The sequence below is a fragment of the Bradyrhizobium sp. Leo170 genome (assembly GCF_004296405.1).
Taxonomy (GTDB): domain Bacteria; phylum Pseudomonadota; class Alphaproteobacteria; order Rhizobiales; family Xanthobacteraceae; genus Bradyrhizobium.
The window spans coordinates 1-16,079 of the sequence record NZ_PSRR01000196.1 but is presented as its reverse complement, the minus strand read 5'-3'; the positions used below and the strand labels follow the sequence as shown (position 1 = coordinate 16,079).

17 protein-coding genes and 1 pseudogene are annotated in these 16,079 nt (G+C 61.7%); 9 read left to right on the top strand and 9 right to left on the bottom strand.

What is annotated here, in order from left to right:
• Positions 1 to 662 (top strand): annotated as a pseudogene (locus CWO89_RS27480) (ATP-binding protein); the annotation flags it as partial.
• 50 nt (positions 663 to 712) lie between these two features.
• Here CWO89_RS27480 and CWO89_RS27475 read toward each other — a convergent pair.
• Genes CWO89_RS27475 through CWO89_RS27465 form a run of 3 tightly spaced genes read right to left on the bottom strand, consistent with a single transcriptional unit; the run spans position 713 to position 3,990 of the window.
• Entirely contained in the window at positions 713 to 1,027 is a 315-nt protein-coding gene (locus CWO89_RS27475; RefSeq protein ID WP_130581744.1) for a hypothetical protein, read from the bottom strand.
• A 4-nt stretch (positions 1,028 to 1,031) separates the two neighbouring features.
• Positions 1,032 to 2,039, bottom strand: coding sequence for a M12 family metallopeptidase (locus CWO89_RS27470; protein ID WP_130581743.1), 1,008 nt, complete (start codon positions 2,037 to 2,039; stop codon positions 1,032 to 1,034).
• A gap of 1 nt (position 2,040) precedes the next feature.
• Positions 2,041 to 3,990, bottom strand: a complete 1,950-nt coding sequence (locus CWO89_RS27465; RefSeq protein WP_130581742.1) for a gluzincin family metallopeptidase — start codon at positions 3,988 to 3,990, stop codon at positions 2,041 to 2,043.
• Positions 3,991 to 4,762: 772 nt separating this feature from the next.
• On the opposite strand from CWO89_RS27465, the gene CWO89_RS27460 reads away from it, so the two are divergent.
• Positions 4,763 to 5,071: an ArsR/SmtB family transcription factor gene (locus tag CWO89_RS27460; protein WP_130581741.1), complete on the top strand. Its 309-nt coding sequence runs from the start codon at positions 4,763 to 4,765 to the stop codon at positions 5,069 to 5,071.
• A complete protein-coding gene (locus CWO89_RS27455) occupies positions 5,068 to 5,466 on the top strand; it encodes a VOC family protein (RefSeq protein ID WP_130581740.1) in 399 nt (132 codons plus the stop codon). The genes CWO89_RS27460 and CWO89_RS27455 overlap by 4 nt, the downstream gene beginning before the upstream one ends.
• A gap of 165 nt (positions 5,467 to 5,631) precedes the next feature.
• Here CWO89_RS27455 and CWO89_RS27450 read toward each other — a convergent pair whose 3' ends face one another.
• The 6 genes from CWO89_RS27450 to CWO89_RS27425 all read right to left on the bottom strand — a co-directional run bounded on the left by CWO89_RS27450 (position 5,632) and on the right by CWO89_RS27425 (position 10,438).
• On the bottom strand, positions 5,632 to 6,573 hold the full coding sequence (locus CWO89_RS27450) for a PDR/VanB family oxidoreductase (protein ID WP_130581739.1): 942 nt from the start codon (positions 6,571 to 6,573) through the stop codon (positions 5,632 to 5,634).
• Positions 6,570 to 7,118 carry an MOSC domain-containing protein gene (locus CWO89_RS27445; RefSeq protein WP_207234584.1) on the bottom strand — a complete coding sequence of 183 codons (549 nt, stop codon included), beginning with the start codon at positions 7,116 to 7,118 and terminating at the stop codon, positions 6,570 to 6,572. The genes CWO89_RS27450 and CWO89_RS27445 overlap by 4 nt, the downstream gene beginning before the upstream one ends.
• Positions 7,119 to 7,157: 39 nt before the next feature.
• Positions 7,158 to 7,547 (bottom strand): RidA family protein, encoded by a 390-nt coding sequence (locus tag CWO89_RS27440; RefSeq protein WP_130581738.1) that lies wholly within the window; start codon positions 7,545 to 7,547, stop codon positions 7,158 to 7,160.
• A 39-nt stretch (positions 7,548 to 7,586) separates the two neighbouring features.
• The gene (locus CWO89_RS27435) at positions 7,587 to 8,207 is read right to left on the bottom strand and encodes a DJ-1/PfpI family protein (protein WP_130581737.1); all 621 of its coding nucleotides are present in this window, start codon (positions 8,205 to 8,207) and stop codon (positions 7,587 to 7,589) included.
• Positions 8,208 to 8,221: 14 nt separating this feature from the next.
• On the bottom strand, positions 8,222 to 9,526 hold the full coding sequence (locus CWO89_RS27430; protein WP_130581736.1) for an MFS transporter: 1,305 nt from the start codon (positions 9,524 to 9,526) through the stop codon (positions 8,222 to 8,224).
• A 321-nt stretch (positions 9,527 to 9,847) separates the two neighbouring features.
• Positions 9,848 to 10,438 carry a helix-turn-helix domain-containing protein gene (locus tag CWO89_RS27425; RefSeq protein ID WP_245476613.1) on the bottom strand — a complete coding sequence of 197 codons (591 nt, stop codon included), beginning with the start codon at positions 10,436 to 10,438 and terminating at the stop codon, positions 9,848 to 9,850.
• Positions 10,439 to 10,757: 319 nt separating this feature from the next.
• Between CWO89_RS27425 and adh the strand changes: the two genes are divergently transcribed.
• The 6 genes from adh to CWO89_RS27395 form a co-directional block, all read left to right on the top strand.
• Entirely contained in the window at positions 10,758 to 12,275 is a 1,518-nt protein-coding gene (adh, locus tag CWO89_RS27420; protein WP_130581734.1) for an aldehyde dehydrogenase, read from the top strand.
• A gap of 202 nt (positions 12,276 to 12,477) precedes the next feature.
• Positions 12,478 to 13,500: a pyruvate dehydrogenase (acetyl-transferring) E1 component subunit alpha gene (gene pdhA, locus CWO89_RS27415; RefSeq protein WP_130581733.1), complete on the top strand. Its 1,023-nt coding sequence runs from the start codon at positions 12,478 to 12,480 to the stop codon at positions 13,498 to 13,500.
• A 37-nt stretch (positions 13,501 to 13,537) separates the two neighbouring features.
• Positions 13,538 to 14,938, top strand: coding sequence for a pyruvate dehydrogenase complex E1 component subunit beta (locus CWO89_RS27410; protein WP_130581732.1), 1,401 nt, complete (start codon positions 13,538 to 13,540; stop codon positions 14,936 to 14,938).
• A 3-nt stretch (positions 14,939 to 14,941) separates the two neighbouring features.
• Entirely contained in the window at positions 14,942 to 15,253 is a 312-nt protein-coding gene (locus CWO89_RS27405; protein ID WP_130581731.1) for a DUF5076 domain-containing protein, read from the top strand.
• Positions 15,250 to 15,702 (top strand): nucleoside deaminase, encoded by a 453-nt coding sequence (locus tag CWO89_RS27400; RefSeq protein ID WP_130581730.1) that lies wholly within the window; start codon positions 15,250 to 15,252, stop codon positions 15,700 to 15,702. Before CWO89_RS27405 ends, CWO89_RS27400 begins: the two co-directional genes overlap by 4 nt.
• Positions 15,703 to 15,797: 95 nt before the next feature.
• Positions 15,798 to 16,079: biotin/lipoyl-containing protein (locus tag CWO89_RS27395; RefSeq protein WP_130581729.1), on the top strand; the 282-nt coding region annotated here is incomplete at its 3' end.

Below are 16,079 nucleotides of genomic sequence, written 5' to 3'. Positions count from 1 at the left end.
GCCGCCGCCCGAGGCTGGCCGGCCGCAGCGCCGGCCGGCGCCGGATCTTCTCGAACAGCTCAGGGCGGCGAAGTCCGCGGTCCCGGATATCCGTCCCGAAGCGATTGAGGTGCCAATCAGCGATGAGGAGCTGGCCGAGCGGCGCGAGCAGGTGGACCGTATCCTGAGCGCCGTCCTTGCAGAGCCCGATGCGGGATTCCGCGCCATCGGTGTCCTCTATCAGGAGTTCGTGGTCCGCTGCCGGATAGAGGGCCTCGGTTCGGCGGTGCCGGACCTCAACGACTTCCGCCGCATGCTGACGCGCGCCCGCGCCGGGCTCGGCTCCGATCTGGTCGAGGATGACGCGTGGCAGGATGTCTCGCTTCGCCTCCATTTTGCCGGAGGATATGCAGGGCGTCTTCATGATGATCGCCCGCGCGGCGAAGGAGGGCCGGCCGTGCCCCAGCGATGCAGCGATTGCGCGCGCCTATGGCTCACACTCGTTACGCCGCGCGCAACGTCTGCTGACATATATCGAGGATCAGGGCCTTATCGTCTGCCAGCTTGACGGTGCAGGTCGAAGGATCGTGACACTGGTCGAACTGGCCTGGGCGACAGCCCCAGGCGACCCGAATGCCGAGGAACTGCCGGCGGAGCAAGGTTGCAGCGCTGCGTCGCTATGATGCGACGATCGGGCAGGGCATAGACAGCTTTTCCGCCCAATAGCTGATCGTCAGGCGGCGGCGACGACAATCGCGATCTGCCGCGTTTCCGGGGTAGCCTGCCATGGATCCCCTCTGATCACCTCGATGCGGGCCTGCCCGGATTGGAGCGCCCGAAACAACGCGCTGGTCGGCGGTCCGGCCGGGCTCAGCACACAGCCGTCATCCGAGACCACGCCGGGCGAGAAGACCCCCACGAGTTCGACGGCCGTCCCGCCTTCCAGAACGCGCCCGCCGGTTGCCCCGAATAGCAGCAAGTCTCCCACCCGCACATGCAGCACGGGTGGGGGGGCGTCGCATGCCTGGATCTCGATAAGGTGCGCCAAAGCGTTACTGCACCATTTCCTCGTCCACTTCGACGTCTTCCGATGGCGACCATTCGTCGGCGAGGCCCATCCCAGCCTGGATCGACGGGGCACGCTCAGCCGACACCTTCGGGTAGATCCGCCCGGCGAACGCGGCGTCGGTGGCGTTGATGTCTATGCCTCCCCGGATCGGCTCGCCGGTTTTCGTAATCGATCCCGGAAGCTGGTAGCACATGATCGAATCCTGGTCCGGCGGGGTGCCCATGATCGTATCCTGGCTGAGCGGTGTCAGCACCTGCTGGTCCACCATCTCGCGAGACCAACCCTGTGTGCGCAGGAAGAAATCGTACGCCTTCTCTGGATCTATGAGCGCAACCAGCTCCTCACGCATGTGCTCATGCGGGAAGCCGAGCGTGTGCCCGGCTTCATGACGAACCACACGATGGAATTCGCGTTCCGGCATGTTCATCGTGAAACCCTGGAGGTTCAGCGTCGGCCGATTGCTGGGGATATGCAGAATGTCGGTGCCGAGATAGGACCAATATCCGGCTTGATTCCGCGAGATACGCACCTTCCCGACACCGCGGGTCTCCACGAACGAGATGCCGGCGGTTTGGTTCCAGGCATTCATGTGCTGAATGATCCGGCGGCGCAGATCGCTTGGCCCGCCATCCAGAAAGCTGACCGTGAGTTGCCGCTGCTGCGGGCCCCAATACTTCCCAACCAGAACTGAAATCGCTGCCGGCGAGAGCACCAGACCGCGCGCCACAGCGCCGATCGGGCCGAAGCTAACCCGATTCACGGGGTTGATTGATATTGCGGTCTTTGCGGCCTTCTCGACCAGACGATCGGGCAGTTGCTTAATCGAACAGTGCGCGTTTCTCCCACCCGCGTGGGTATGGGAACCTCGCATCGTCTCGCCATGCGGTTTGCTATCGTCTTCGTCCGTATACGGACCGCTATCCACGGCTGTCTGAGCCACCTCCGCGATTCTCATCAAAGCCTGGCGGAGTTTCTGGTCGCTATCGCACATGTTATCCTCCTCCTCGTTGCTGCTTGCTGGCGTCGTCGACATTCTGCTGGAAGAGATGGCATTTGCTCGATCGTGGCAGGTGACGGCGCATTCCGCGTTTCGTCCACCCTTTCGAGCCGCCTTTGCTGTCAAGATAGTCTGCTTGTGCCTGTATTCGGCGTCGATCCGTAACGCTCTTGCGGATCACGTAGCGAACTTGCCCATCCGGACCCAGGATGACGGTAGAGCCGCCGAAAACTTCACTTGTTGCTTTCGAGCTCTGCTTGCACCAGCGCCGCTGGGTGATCTCGGCTACAGTATCGAAGGTGACCTGCCGGTCCGGTCCGACACGACGCAGGGATCGAATAGAACCAACAACGGCCGGATCGACGCGATCGCCCTCCAATCGGCTGTCGCCTGGCAAGGCACAGCCGAACGCATGTGCATATCCTGGCCGCATGACATAGGCCCCAAGTGCCTCGGCCTGGCGTCGCAGCTCGGTCTCATCGGCTGCTCGTCCCGGATCGCCGGCGAAGCGCATCTCCTTGAAGTGCAGGGCTTCGATCGGTTCCATCTTTCTGTCAGGTGGTCGCCACAGCAGAGAATCCTCCGCGAGGTCCGGCACGTCATCGGCGTAGATGCGGCGGCGCGCGAACGAATCGATGATGGCCTCGCGATAGCCGAAGGGATCGTCTTGAACGAGATCGAAATCCGCAGTGATCAGGGCTCGCAGATATTCGCCAAAACGCAGGTCGAACGGCGGGCAGTAGTCGATGGCACGTATGCAAATTGAAAGAAACTGCGATGCCAATGTGCTTGCCTGGTCCGCGAAAATCCCGGCGAGCTCCGGGCCGGGAGCTTCACCGGGAGCCAGACGCGCCAGGCGAAGGTACCGTTTCGTCTTCCGCCGCAGTACCGTCGCGAATGCTTCGAAGATCGCAGTTACCAGAAGCGAACCGCGCTCGTGTGGCTCGTCTCCAGCCTTGTCATACCGTTCGATGCTGCGTTCCTCGTGCTGCCCAGGGCCAGCGAGAGTGATCGCTGAGCGTAACGGTCCGCCAGAACCTGTGGCATGTCCGAATTGGGAAGCGAGTGACAGAAGCAGCTCATCGGTCTCAAGCTTGGCGCCCGACCGCTCAATCGCGGCATGAACGACATCCGAATATGAGAAGTGCATGAGGATTGCCACAAGGTCGGCAAATCCTTCGTGGAAGGCCGAGACATCCGGGTGGGTCGGCAGCCGAAAGCGCGTCCGGAGACCATCCAGCAACGCGTGAGTCATTTCGTGCACGATGATGTCGTGTGAAAGGCTGGTGAAGACCCGGCCATGGGGGCGGCTGCGCCCCTGAACGTCACCATCGGCACTGAAGTATCCGAACTTGAGTTCACCTGCTGACGGATCGTAGTAGGCGTTGCGGTCGCAGAACGCCTGCGGTCGAATCCTGAGCTTTGGATAAGCTTGGCCGGGCTTGGCACGGAAGCCCCAGCACGGATCGCGGCCAAGCGCCCGCCGGAAGGCATAGTAGGTGGACGCACAGACGGCGTAGACCATTTGTTGCCGGAACATGGGGTCGGACGGCGAGGGGACTCGTCCGCTCTCCATCAGGATGCGAGGATTGTCCAAGTCCACCGGCTCGTTGGACTGCCCGGTCGTTTGGTCCCAATCGACCACTTCCAGGATGCTGCCCACTGGACCCGAGCTCAATTGTTCGAATGGGACGTTTATCGTAGCCACTGCGCCATCCAGGCGACTTGCCGTTGGATCGAGTGTGTAGATTCTAAGCGGCCGAAAGATCGGATCGTGGTGCGCCCGTTGGTACGGCTGCACTGAGGCAGTGGCCAAGAAAACCGGATCGACAACAAAGTAGTTGGCCGATGCAGCCAGATCGCCCTGTACCTTGTGGCTTTCAGGGCGAGACGCCACATCAGGCTTCAGGGTGTCATGCAGGGTCGGCTTCGTCGTGTTGTCCACAAAACGACTCCCCGGCACAAATCAACTGGTAAGGCCCGATCATGCGTGAGTGTCGGGCCAAATAAACTGTTTCATCTGATAGACGATCAGTAGTCCTTTCCTTGACCGTCTATTTCACTCCCGTGTCACCCAATAGCTATTTTGCAAGCGATTGCGTCTTCGGCCTTTGAGGCGCACACCGGCATGAACCGAACTGTTATCCATGCCGTACGCAGCCGTACGCAGAAAAAACGGCCCGTGTATTTTACAACGTGATCCGTCGCCGGTGTGTGTGCTGGTTCACGCTGCAAGCATGGGTGTGACTTAATCGGCGTATTTCAGCACGCTTCTCTACAAATCGGCCCATTCCAGCGCGTCCAGGCGCAGCAATGGGATCGTCCTCTTCGACGACAGACTGATCGACTACAGGTGCCTTATCGAATTGCGCGATCGCAGCCCCGGTATTGGCCGAGATCGGCGAGGTCGAGCCCGGACTGGTAAATCGTTCCGCGGATCGCCCTTGCTGATGTTCTGGGTACAATCGAATTTTGTCTTCGCGTCCTGCAATTTTGCCCTGCGACAATCCGTATAGCTTAGCTCAAATTTCAACCATAGGGTAGCCATTTTCGCGAGGACAACTTGTCGCGCAGCAGTAGTCGCTTGCCTGACAGAACTCCTGGTCGAACGATACGGTCAGGCTGCGCGCGTCATCGCATCACTCGGAGACATATGGTCGCTGCTCCCTTGCGACGCGCAACTTGACATGCAGTAAAATTACTGCATTTTGATCCGGGTGGACGACGACCAGCTCGACAATGTCTTCAAGGCGCTCGGCGATCCCGTGCGTCGCCGCATCCTTGATCGCTTGGCGAAGCGTCCCGGGCAGTCCTTGTTTGAGATCTGCGCTTCGTCGGTCGCAGAGGATGGCAGAAGCCTGTCGCGACAAACGATCTCGCAGCACCTCGACATGCTGGAGAGGGCTGGGCTTGTCCAGACGCATTGGAGCGGGCGCACCAAGATGCATACTCTCGACACTGCGCCTCTGCGGAAAGCCGCCGACGCCTGGCTCAACAAGCATCTGAAAAAAGGGAGTGGAACATGAGAATCTATGTCATGAGCGTCTTCGTTGACGATCAGGCCAAAGCCCTGGATTTCTACACGGAGAAGCTGGGTTTCATCGTCAAGCACGATATCCCGCTTGGCGGCGATCATCGCTGGTTGACTGTTGTGTCGAAGGAGGCACCGGAAGGAGCCGAACTCCTGCTTGAGCCGAGTGAGCACCCCGCCGTTGGGCCATACAAATCTGCGCTTGTGAACGATGGGATTCCTGCAGCGTCCTTCAAAGTGGATGATCTCGAAAAAGAGTTCGAGAGATTGCGCGACCTCGGTGTCGAATTCACAGTACAGCCGATGGATGCTGGCCCCGTCAGAATGGCTGTATTTGACGATACATGCGGCAATCTCATTCAACTCGTCGAAATGGTCGAAGGAAGGTGAGGGCGGCAACGGCAACGACGCGGCCGCACATATCGGCTACGGGTCAGAAGCGGCGAAGCCTAGCCGCATGTCATATCGATTCTGAAACAGGAGGCGACCTTGCAAAGGGAAGGTTCCGATGCTGCGATGAAGCCGCCTCCTTTGGTGCGCGTGAAGGAACCTTCACTACAGCTCCAATGTTACACTCACCCGAGCGCGCGAGACGCATAGCATCAGCCGGTCCTGGCGCTTCGACGTCGGCAACACCTTGTCGCGATGCAGGACAATGCCGTCGCGATAGCCACATTCGCAGGAGCCGCAGACGCCCATCTCGCAGGACGACGGCAGCGGGAAATCATGCTCGCGCAGCACATCGAGCAACGACTTATCCGCAGGCACCAGAATCCGCTGCCCGGTGGACGCCACGGTGGCCTCGAACGGCTCGGGCTTGAAGTTCTCATCCACCGTCATCTGAAAATGTTCGCAGTGAATCTGCTCCTCGGACCATTCCGACAGCGACGACTGCACAGCATCAAGCAGCCGTTGCGGCCCACAGATGTAGACGTGGGTGCTGGGACTGTGTGGACCGATCACTGCCGGATCGAACCGTTCGCCGTGTTTGGAGAACCAGCATTGCAGATCATCGCCGCAGACCTGCACCAGTTCAGCGAGCAGCGGCGCCTCGGACGGCGACCTCGCACAATAGTGGAGCGTAAATGCCTTGCCCCACTGCTTCAGGCTGCGCGCCATCGCCAGCAACGGCGTGATGCCGATCCCGCCCGCAATCAGGACATAGCGTTCGCCGTCCGACGTTAGAGGAAGATTGTTGCGCGGCGCGGAGATGTGGACTTCGCAGCCCTCTCTCAGTGTCTGGTGCGCCCACACCGAGCCGCCACGGCCGTTCGCCTCCCGTTTGATGGCGATCTCGTAGCGCGCGGTGTCGGCTGGATCGCCACACAAGGAGTATTGCCGCACGCGCCCGTCGGGCAGGCGCATGTCGACATGGGCACCCGCGCTCCATTCAGGCAGAGCCGGCCGCAGGGGATGAACGAGCTTCAGGTGAACAACGTCCGGTGTCGAGAAGCTCAGATTCTCAACACGCAGCTTCATGATCAAACGTGCTGTCATGGGCTTAACAACTCGATCTTGTCGCCTGGGTGGATGATGCCGCCACGCTCGATGCCACAGTTCAGTCCGGAGCGATTGTAGAGCGGGAGGAAGACCGGCAGACCCAAAAGCTCTTCCAGGTACTTGCACGGAAAGTTCAGCCGCCCGCCGCGCAGGATCACGTCGCCGACGCGAAAACGCCGCCCGACGAGATGGTTCAGCGGCACGCCCTTCACTGTCAGATTGCGGCGGTGGTCGCGCGGCTCCAGCGTGATCGGCGCCTGCTGCAAGGGAGGATCGTTGCGGGAGATAGCATCCAGCGCTTCCTGCTCGATCAGCGTGAGCTCGCGCACATCAGGCTTCGGCGAATAGGTGCCGAGACCGTTATAGTAACGGTCGCCAACGATCCCCCGTCCGGCCACGCATTCCGCCTCGGCAAGCTCCTCCATCTCGTAGCTGGCGCTTGGCGCGATGTGGATGTGCAGCAGGACGCCGCGCCACTGCGTGGCGCCGCCGTCTTTGGTGACGGCGACCGAACCTGCGGGATGCGCGAACGCCTCGATCATCTTCGGCGGCGGCCGCCCTGGCGAACGCATGTTCATGGCTTATCCTTTGGCGCGTAGCGCAATGGCTTCGACTTCCACTAACGCATCCTTCGGTAGCCGCGCGACCTCGATGGTCGAACGCGCCGGCGGCGCATAGCTGAAGAACTCGGCGTAGATCCCGTTCATCACGGCGAAGTCGTCCATGTTCTTCAGGAACACCGTGGTCTTGACGACGCTCTCGAAGGAAGCGCCGCCTGCTTCCAGCACCGCGGACAAATTGGCCAGCGACTGGCGTGTCTGCTGTTCGATGCCCTCCGGAATCGTCCCGCTTGCAGGATCGATCGGAAGCTGCCCGGACGCAAACACGAGTTGGTCGGTCCGCACGGCCTGCGAATACGGACCGGCCGCGGGCGCGGCCTTGTCGGTGCTGACGAGGAATTTGGTAGTCATGTGGTCTTCGCTTTCTTTTTCTGACGTTTGAGTCGAGGTCTATCCCGCGAGAAATTCCTCGCGGTTCATGTTGGCTTTGCGTGCGCGCTGATACTCGATGATGCGCGCGGTTTCGCTGGCGACGGCTTCACCCAGCATGCGCTGGATGATGTGCAGCGTGGTGTCGATGCAGAGCGACACGCCTCCGCCCGTCACCACCGCACCGCTGTCGACGATGGGAGCCTCCTGCGCATCGATCTGCGGATACGTGCTGCGCATCCGCCCGAGCGGTGACACCTCCGGTGGCGCGATCGCGCGTTTCGTGGTGGCGGCGATGCCGTCGAGCACGCCGCTGGCCGCGAGGATCATGCCGCCCGTACAGACGGAGGCCACCTGCGTCGAGGCATGGACGCGCCGGATGTAGTCCAGGGTTGTCTCCGACACGGCCTGCTGCTCCCATCCCGGACCGCCGGTCACGATGACGACATCGCACACCGGCGCATCGTCGATGCCGAACTGCGCGATGACGTCGAGACCATTGGACAGGCGGACGATACCCGCCTTCGGCGCGATGGTGCAGATGCGGATGCGAGGAACGATCCGGCGTGCCATGGACAGCACGCCGAAGGTTGCGAGATCAATCGGCTCGACGCCGTCGTAGATGAAGATTCCAAACAGCATGGAGCTTTTCCGCTTCAGCCGATAGTGTCATCCTTGGTTTCCCGCGCGGCAAAGGCCGCCCACAGCGTCAGGATGGCGATGCCGATCATCATCACCGAGACGCCCGCGGTGCCGCCGAAGTAACCGACCAGCGCCGTAGCGATGATCGGCGAGAATCCGCCGCCGATGGCGGCCGCCGCCTGAAATCCGAACGAAGCGCCGCTGTAGCGAACCCGCGGCCCGAACAGTTCGGGAAAGTAGGTGGATTCCAGTCCGAACATCATGCCGTGCCCGAAATTCATGGCGATGATGATGGCCAGCGTCACCGTGGCGACGCTCTTGGTTTCCAGCATCCAGAACAGGGGAAACGCGAAAGCGATGGTGAACAGTGCGCCCAGGATGAAGAACACGCGGCGACCGATCTTGTCCGACAGCCAGCCGAACAGAGGCAGCGTGATCAGCTCGAACAATGCGGCATACATCACCGCATCGAGCATCATCTGCTTGGGCAGCGCCAGTGTCGTTGTGGCGTACACGACCACGAACACCGTGAGCATATAGACCCAGGACACTTCGGACAGCTTCAGGCCGACGGCGATGAGGAACGTCCTGAAGTTTTTGCCGAGAGCCTCGCCGAACGGATTCTTCGAGAACGAGTCGGTGGCCTTCATCTTCTCGAAGACCGGTGTCTCCGGAACCCGCGAGCGGATGAACGTACCGAGCGCGAGCAGAAGGACGCTGGCCAGGAACGGAGTGCGCCAGCCCCACGCCTGGAAGTCGGCCTCGGGAAGCTTCGTCGCCAGCGCAAACACCAGCGTCGCCAGCACCAGGCCGATGGGAAAACCGATCTGCACGAAGCTGCCGTAGAAGCCGCGCTTGTCGGCGGGCGAATGCTCGATGACCATCAGCGAGGCGCCGCCCCACTCACCGCCAAGGCCGATGCCTTGAATGATGCGCAGCAGGATCAGGAGGATGGGGGCGAGCACACCGATGGAGGCGTAGTTCGGCAGTAACCCGATGCAGAACGTGCTGAGGCCCATGATGAACATCGTGAGCACGAGCATCGACTTGCGCCCCATCCGGTCGCCGAAGTGCCCGAACAGCGCGCCGCCTAGCGGGCGGGCCACAAAGCCGACGGCGTAAGTGCCGAGCGCGGCAAGCGTTCCCGTCAGCGGATCAATGGTCGGAAAGAACGTCTTATTAAACACGAGCGCCGCAGCGGTCGCATAGATCAGGAAGTCATACCACTCAATGATGGTGCCGACGCTGCTCGCAATCACGATCGATCGCATCTTGGAGCCAGCCGTTCGGGCGTCAGATATGGTCGCAGCAATGCTCATTTCCAACTCCTCAAAAAACCCCGGGGAACACATTTCCCGTTTATGAGAGATTTTTCTAAAGTAGTGGATGCAAGCGGTGTGCCGGAATTCCTCCGCCGAAAACGCTGAGCTTTTTCGCAAGCTCGAATGCTTTGATGAATTTGGACTGCTGGCGCCAAAAAAGCCCGCAAATTCGGCGCTGCATGCGAGTACGGCAAGGCGCCTGCGACGGCGCGCCGACGCCCATCAATTGACCGAAGTGACTGAAAAAGCAGCTTTGGCCGCGGCATCGGTCAGGGCGGATCACGACGCGGATAAGAGATTAGTTTCCACTTCAGTGGATCACGATCGTACCTTCGCGGTGTCGATCACGAGGAAATACTCGCATGGCGTCTTGCCGAGATTGAGGAACGAATGGTCGGCATCCGCCTGGAAATAAAGGGAATCCCCCTGATTGAGATTGACGCGCTGATCGCCGATCGAGACCCGCATCCGTCCGCGCAGCACGAAGATGTACTCCTCCACGCCCCGGCGATGGGCCACGAAGGTTCCGGTTTCCGCTTCCGGCGGCAGCGTGTTGAGCGCCCAGTCGATCCCGCGCCCGGGAAGCACCGGAGAAATACACCGCCGCAGGAAGCCGGATTCCTCGTCCTTCAGGATCGGCTGGCGGGCGGCCGGGATATAAACGATCTCGCGTTCGACCGCGGGCGCCATCAGTTGGGAGAACGTGACGCCCAGAGCTTCCGCCAGCTTGGACAGGATCACCGTGGAGGGAACCGTCTCGCAGCGCTCGATCTTGGAGATCATGGAGCGGCTGACACCGGACGCCTCGGCGAGCTGTTCGAGCGAGAAGTTGTTCTTCTTCCGGAAATGACGAATCTCTTCGGCGAGAACCGAAAGCTGAGAACTGTCACTGGGATCTAAAGTGCTCAAACCGGTAATCCTTTTGATGAGCACTACTCTTACGGATTCAGAATGGTAAGGGCAATCTGGAGGTTGGATGGCGGCACTCGCTGTCCTCGCGGTTTATCTGCGCTTCGAGAGAAGTTTCTGGAAGCTCACGCAGCCCTATCGTCCTCCAGAATGAAACGCGTCGGTCCCCGCGTTCTGAGTGTCGCAAATCTGCGACAGGTTGGCGTCGTGTTCTGATGCCACCCCGCTGACATCCTTGCTTCCGCCCGACATGTTTTTCCTGCCATCGCGCGGCATGAGCCGGCGATGGTCAGCAATCAAACAACAGCGGGAGTGAAGCATGAACAAGCCTGAATTCCTCACGACATCGACGAACCCGTTCGCGGAGCGCTACGACAATTTCATCGGCGGCAAATGGGTCGCGCCGCGCTCGGGCAAGTATTTCGACAACGCCTCGCCGGTGACCGGCAAGGTGGTCTGCAAGATCGCGCGCTCGGATGCGCAGGACATCGAGCTCGCGCTCGATGCCGCACATGCCGCCAAGGACGCGTGGGGGCGGACCAGCGTCGCGGAACGAGCCAACATCCTCAACCGGATCGCCGACCGCATGGAGGAGAACCTGGAGCGGCTCGCGATCGCCGAGACCTGGGACAATGGCAAGCCGATCCGCGAGACCCGCGCCGCCGACGTGCCGCTCGCGATCGATCATTTCCGCTATTTCGCCGGCGTCGTGCGCGGGCAGGAGGGGAGTCTCGCCGAGATCGACCACGACACGGTGGCCTATCACTTTCATGAGCCGCTTGGCGTTGTCGGCCAGATCATCCCGTGGAACTTTCCGCTTCTGATGGCGTGCTGGAAACTGGCGCCCGCGCTTGCCGCCGGCAATTGCGTGGTGCTGAAGCCCGCCGAGCAGACCCCGGCCTCGATCATGGTGTGGATCGAGCTCATTGCCGACCTGCTGCCATCAGGCGTCCTCAACATCGTCAACGGCTTCGGGCTCGAGGCTGGCAAGCCGCTGGCGTCGAGCCCGCGGATCGCCAAGATCGCCTTCACGGGTGAAACCACGACGGGACGGCTGATCATGCAATACGCCAGCCAGAACCTGATCCCGGTCACGCTCGAGCTCGGCGGCAAGTCGCCGAACATCTTCTTCAAGGACGTGGCGGCGGAAGACGACGATTTCCTCGACAAGGCGATCGAGGGCTTTGTGATGTTCGCGCTGAACCAGGGCGAAGTCTGCACCTGTCCGAGCCGGGCGTTGGTGCAGGAACAGATCTATGAGCGCTTCATGGAGAAGGCGCTGAAGCGCGTCGCAGCGATCGAGCAGGGCGACCCGCGCAATCCCGCCACCATGATCGGCGCCCAGGCCTCGAACGAGCAGTTGGAAAAAATTCTCTCCTACATCGACATCGGCCAGAAGGAAGGCGCCAAGCTCCTGACCGGCGGTGCCCGCGCTATGCTGGGTGGCGATCTCGAAGGCGGCTTCTATGTCCAGCCCACCGTGTTCGAGGGCAACAACCGGATGCGGATCTTCCAGGAGGAGATATTTGGCCCGGTTGTGTCGGTGACCACGTTCAAGACCGATGAGGAGGCGCTCGCCATTGCCAACGACACGCTCTACGGCCTTGGCGCCGGCGTCTGGAGCCGCGATGCCAATCGCTGCTACCGATTTGGGCGGGCGATCCAGGCCGGCCGCGTCTGGACCAACTGCTACCACGCCTATCCGGGGCATGCGGCGTTCGGCGGCTACAAGCAGTCGGGCATCGGCCGCGAGACCCACAAGATGATGCTCGACCACTACCAGCAGACGAAGAATCTCCTGGTCAGCTACAGCCCCAAGAAGCTCGGCTTCTTCTGATACGGGGGCGTGATGACGGCGCGGCGTCTGCCCGCGCCGTTGTCACGCAATGAAATTCCGAACAAACGCATCAATCGATAGTAATATTTTGATCTCCGCTGCACTGCGGCATAGCAATTGCCGTGCGACATCACGCAATCCTTCCCCGGCCGTTTGAGTTGGGATAGAGAGGGCCAAATCACCCCTCTCATCCGGAAATGCCATGGCCGCACCCAAGAAAAGCGTCACAAAGGAAGCAGGGCAGGAGAAGGGGGACAGCTCCCCGCCGGAATTCACCAAGGAGCAGGAACTCAAGGCACTGCGCGACATGCTCCTGATTCGGCGCTTCGAGGAGAAGGCCGGCCAGCTCTACGGCATGGGCGCGATCGGCGGCTTCTGCCATCTCTATATCGGCCAGGAAGCCGTCGTCGTCGGCATGCAGATGACCCTGAAGAAGGGCGACCAGGTCATAACCGGCTACCGGGACCATGGACACATGCTGGCCTGCGGCATGGAAGCCAAGGGCGTGATGGCCGAGCTGACCGGACGCCGCGGCGGCTATTCCAAGGGCAAGGGCGGCTCCATGCACATGTTCAGCGTGGCCGAGCACTTCTACGGCGGCCACGGCATCGTTGGTGCGCAGGTCTCGCTCGGCACCGGGCTCGCCTTCGCCAACCGCTACCGTGAAAACGATTTCGTGAGCCTTGCCTATTTCGGCGACGGCGCCGCCAACCAGGGCCAGGTCTATGAAAGCTTCAACATGGCCGAGCTGTGGAAGCTGCCGGTGGTCTACATCATCGAGAACAATCGCTATGCCATGGGCACCTCGGTGGCGCGCTCCTCGGCGCAAACCGATTTCTCCAAGCGCGGCGCCTCCTTCAACATTCCGGGCCGGCAGGTCGACGGCATGGACGTGCGCGCGGTGAAGGCGGCAGGCGACGAGGCGGTCGCTTGGTGCCGCGCCGGCAAGGGCCCCTATATCCTGGAGATGCAGACCTACCGCTATCGCGGCCACTCTATGTCCGATCCGGCGAAGTATCGGACGCGTGAGGAGGTGGAGAAGGTCCGCCATGACCATGACCCGATCGAGCAGGTCCGCAACCGCCTGCTCGCCGCCAATGTCAGCGAGCAGGACTTGAAGTCAATCGACGCCGAGGTGCGCGATATCGTCAATGCCGCCGCCGACTTCGCGCAGCACGATCCCGAGCCCGATCCGTCCGAGCTCTACACCGACGTCTACCGCTAAGCGCAGACTGAATACGAAAGAGTATCCGGGAGCCGATATGCCCATTCAAGTTCTCATGCCTGCGCTGTCTCCCACGATGGAGAAAGGCAACCTCGCCAAGTGGCTGAAGAAGGAAGGCGAGCCGATCAAGTCGGGTGACGTCATCGCCGAGATCGAGACCGACAAAGCCACCATGGAGGTCGAGGCCACCGATGAGGGCACGCTCGGCCAGATCCTGATCCCGGAAGGCACCGCCGACGTCGCCGTCAACACGCCGATCGCAACCATCCTGGCCGACGGCGAGAGTGCTGCCGATCTCGCCAAGGCCGTAAGCCCCGCGAAGCAGGAGAAGGCTGCCGAGTCCGCGCCTCCCGCACAGGCCAAGGCCGAAGCACCTGCGCCCAAGGCAGAAGAGAAAGTGCCGGCCGCACCGAAGGCCGTCAGCGAGCCTGAGCCCGAGGTGCCCGCCGGCACCGAGATGATCACGCAGACCATCCGCGAAGCGCTCCGTGACGCGATGGCGGAGGAGATGCGGCGCGATCCGGATGTCTTCCTGATGGGCGAAGAGGTCGCCGAATATCAGGGCGCCTACAAGGTGAGCCAGGGGCTGTTGCAGGAGTTCGGCGCGAGGCGCGTGATCGATACGCCGATCACTGAGCATGGCTTTGCCGGCATCGGCATCGGCGCGGCGATGGCGGGCCTCAAGCCGATCGTCGAGTTCATGACCTTCAATTTCGCCATGCAGGCGATGGACCAGCTCATCAACTCGGCGGCCAAGACGCTCTATATGTCCGGCGGCCAGATGGGCTGCTCGATCGTGTTCCGCGGGCCGAACGGCGCCGCCGCCCGCGTCGCGGCCCAGCACAGCCAGGATTATTCGTCCTGGTACTCGCACATCCCAGGGCTGAAGGTGATCGCGCCGTTCTCGGCCGCCGACTACAAGGGCCTCTTGAAATCCGCGATCCGCGATCCCAATCCGGTGATCTTCCTCGAGAACGAGGTGCTGTACGGCCATTCCGGCGAGGTGCCGAAGCTCGACGACTATATCGTGCCGATCGGCAAGGCGCGCGTGGCGCGCAAAGGCCAGCACGTCACCATCATCTCCTGGTCCAACGGCATGACCTATTCGCTGAAGGCGGCCGATGAGCTGGCCAAGGAAGGTATCGAGGCCGAAGTGGTCGACCTGCGCACGCTGCGCCCGATGGACACCGAGACCATCGTCGAGTCCGTGAAGAAGACTGGCCGCGCGGTGACGGTCGAGGAGGGCTGGCAGCAGAGCGGCGTCGGCGCCGAGGTTGCCGCCCGTATCATGGAGCATGCCTTCGATTATCTGGATGCGCCCGTTACGCGCGTATCCGGCAAGGACGTGCCGATGCCCTACGCGGCCAATCTGGAGAAGATGGCTTTGCCTTCGGTCGCCGAGGTGGTGGAAGCCGCCAAGGCCGTTTGTTACCGGTGACGCATGGTAGGGCCGCAGGAACAGCCATTACCGCCTGACGTGATGGGTCGCGACGACGCGATCGAGGTGCTGCGCGCCTTTGTCGTCGACGGCGGGCTTTCCATCGCGTTCCAGCGCGCCTTCGAGGAGCCGGATACGTGGGGCCTGATGCTGGTCGACATCGCGCGCCATGCCGCACGCGCCTATGCACGCGAGAGCGAGTACACCGAGGAAGAGGCGCTCGCCCGCATTATCGACATGTTCCAGGCTGAGGTCGCGCGGCCGACCGATCCGGGCAGCACCACGCCGCGATCGAAACAGGGGCATCGATCGTGACCGTCGAGCAATACCACTACGACTTCATGGCGGAGGCGATCCGCGAGGCGGAGATCGGGATCTCCGAGGGCGGTTTGCCGATCGGCGCGGTGCTGACGCGCGACGACAAGATCATCGCGCGCGGCCATAACCGGCGGATGCAGGAGAAGAACGTCATCCTGCACGGCGAGATGTCGTGCCTGCGCGACGCCGGCCTGACCTCGTTCCATGATACGGTCATGTACACGACGCTGTCGCCGTGCTCGATGTGCGCCGGCGCGATCGGATTGTTCAAGCTGAAGCTCCTGGTGATCGGGGAGTCCGTGACGTTCCCGGGCAGCAAGGACATCCTGACGCAGTTCGGCATTCCCTTCATCGATCTTGCCGACACGAGGTCGATCGACATGATGAAGAACTGGCGCTCGGATCCCGCCAACGAGCGCACCTGGCAGGGCGATATCGGCAATTGAGGCTCTTCCGGCCACACCGATCCGCCCACACGATTCCGGCAGGTTTCCTCACGCGACGGAAGCCGCCATGCAAAAGTTAGCTTTGTGAGGTCACCATGCCCATCAACATCCTGATGCCCGCGCTGTCGCCTACCATGGAGAAGGGCAATCTGGCCAAATGGCTCAAGAAGGAGGGCGACAAGGTCAAGTCCGGCGATGTGATCGCGGAGATCGAGACCGACAAGGCGACGATGGAAGTCGAGGCGGTCGACGAGGGCACCATCGCCAAAATCCTGGTGCCTGAGGGTACGCAGGACGTCCCGGTCAACGACGTGATCGCGGTGCTGGCCGGCGACGGCGAGGACGTGAAGGCGGCAGCGAGCGGCGCAGGCGCTGCA

What these genes read in the sequence shown, in the direction of transcription:
- CWO89_RS27435 (WP_130581737.1), bottom strand. Translation starts at nt 8,207, where the DNA reads ATGCTGTTTGGAATCTTCATCTACGACGGCGTCGAGCCGATTGATCTC.
- CWO89_RS27410 (WP_130581732.1), top strand. Translation starts at nt 13,538, where the DNA reads ATGCCCATTCAAGTTCTCATGCCTGCGCTGTCTCCCACGATGGAGAAA.
- CWO89_RS27430 (WP_130581736.1), bottom strand. Translation starts at nt 9,526, where the DNA reads ATGAGCATTGCTGCGACCATATCTGACGCCCGAACGGCTGGCTCCAAG.
- CWO89_RS27450 (WP_130581739.1), bottom strand. Translation starts at nt 6,573, where the DNA reads ATGACAGCACGTTTGATCATGAAGCTGCGTGTTGAGAATCTGAGCTTC.
- pdhA (WP_130581733.1), top strand. Translation starts at nt 12,478, where the DNA reads ATGGCCGCACCCAAGAAAAGCGTCACAAAGGAAGCAGGGCAGGAGAAG.
- CWO89_RS27470 (WP_130581743.1), bottom strand. Translation starts at nt 2,039, where the DNA reads ATGTGCGATAGCGACCAGAAACTCCGCCAGGCTTTGATGAGAATCGCG.
- CWO89_RS27405 (WP_130581731.1), top strand. Translation starts at nt 14,942, where the DNA reads ATGGTAGGGCCGCAGGAACAGCCATTACCGCCTGACGTGATGGGTCGC.
- adh (WP_130581734.1), top strand. Translation starts at nt 10,758, where the DNA reads ATGAACAAGCCTGAATTCCTCACGACATCGACGAACCCGTTCGCGGAG.
- CWO89_RS27440 (WP_130581738.1), bottom strand. Translation starts at nt 7,547, where the DNA reads ATGACTACCAAATTCCTCGTCAGCACCGACAAGGCCGCGCCCGCGGCC.
- CWO89_RS27445 (WP_207234584.1), bottom strand. Translation starts at nt 7,118, where the DNA reads ATGATCGAGGCGTTCGCGCATCCCGCAGGTTCGGTCGCCGTCACCAAA.
- CWO89_RS27455 (WP_130581740.1), top strand. Translation starts at nt 5,068, where the DNA reads ATGAGAATCTATGTCATGAGCGTCTTCGTTGACGATCAGGCCAAAGCC.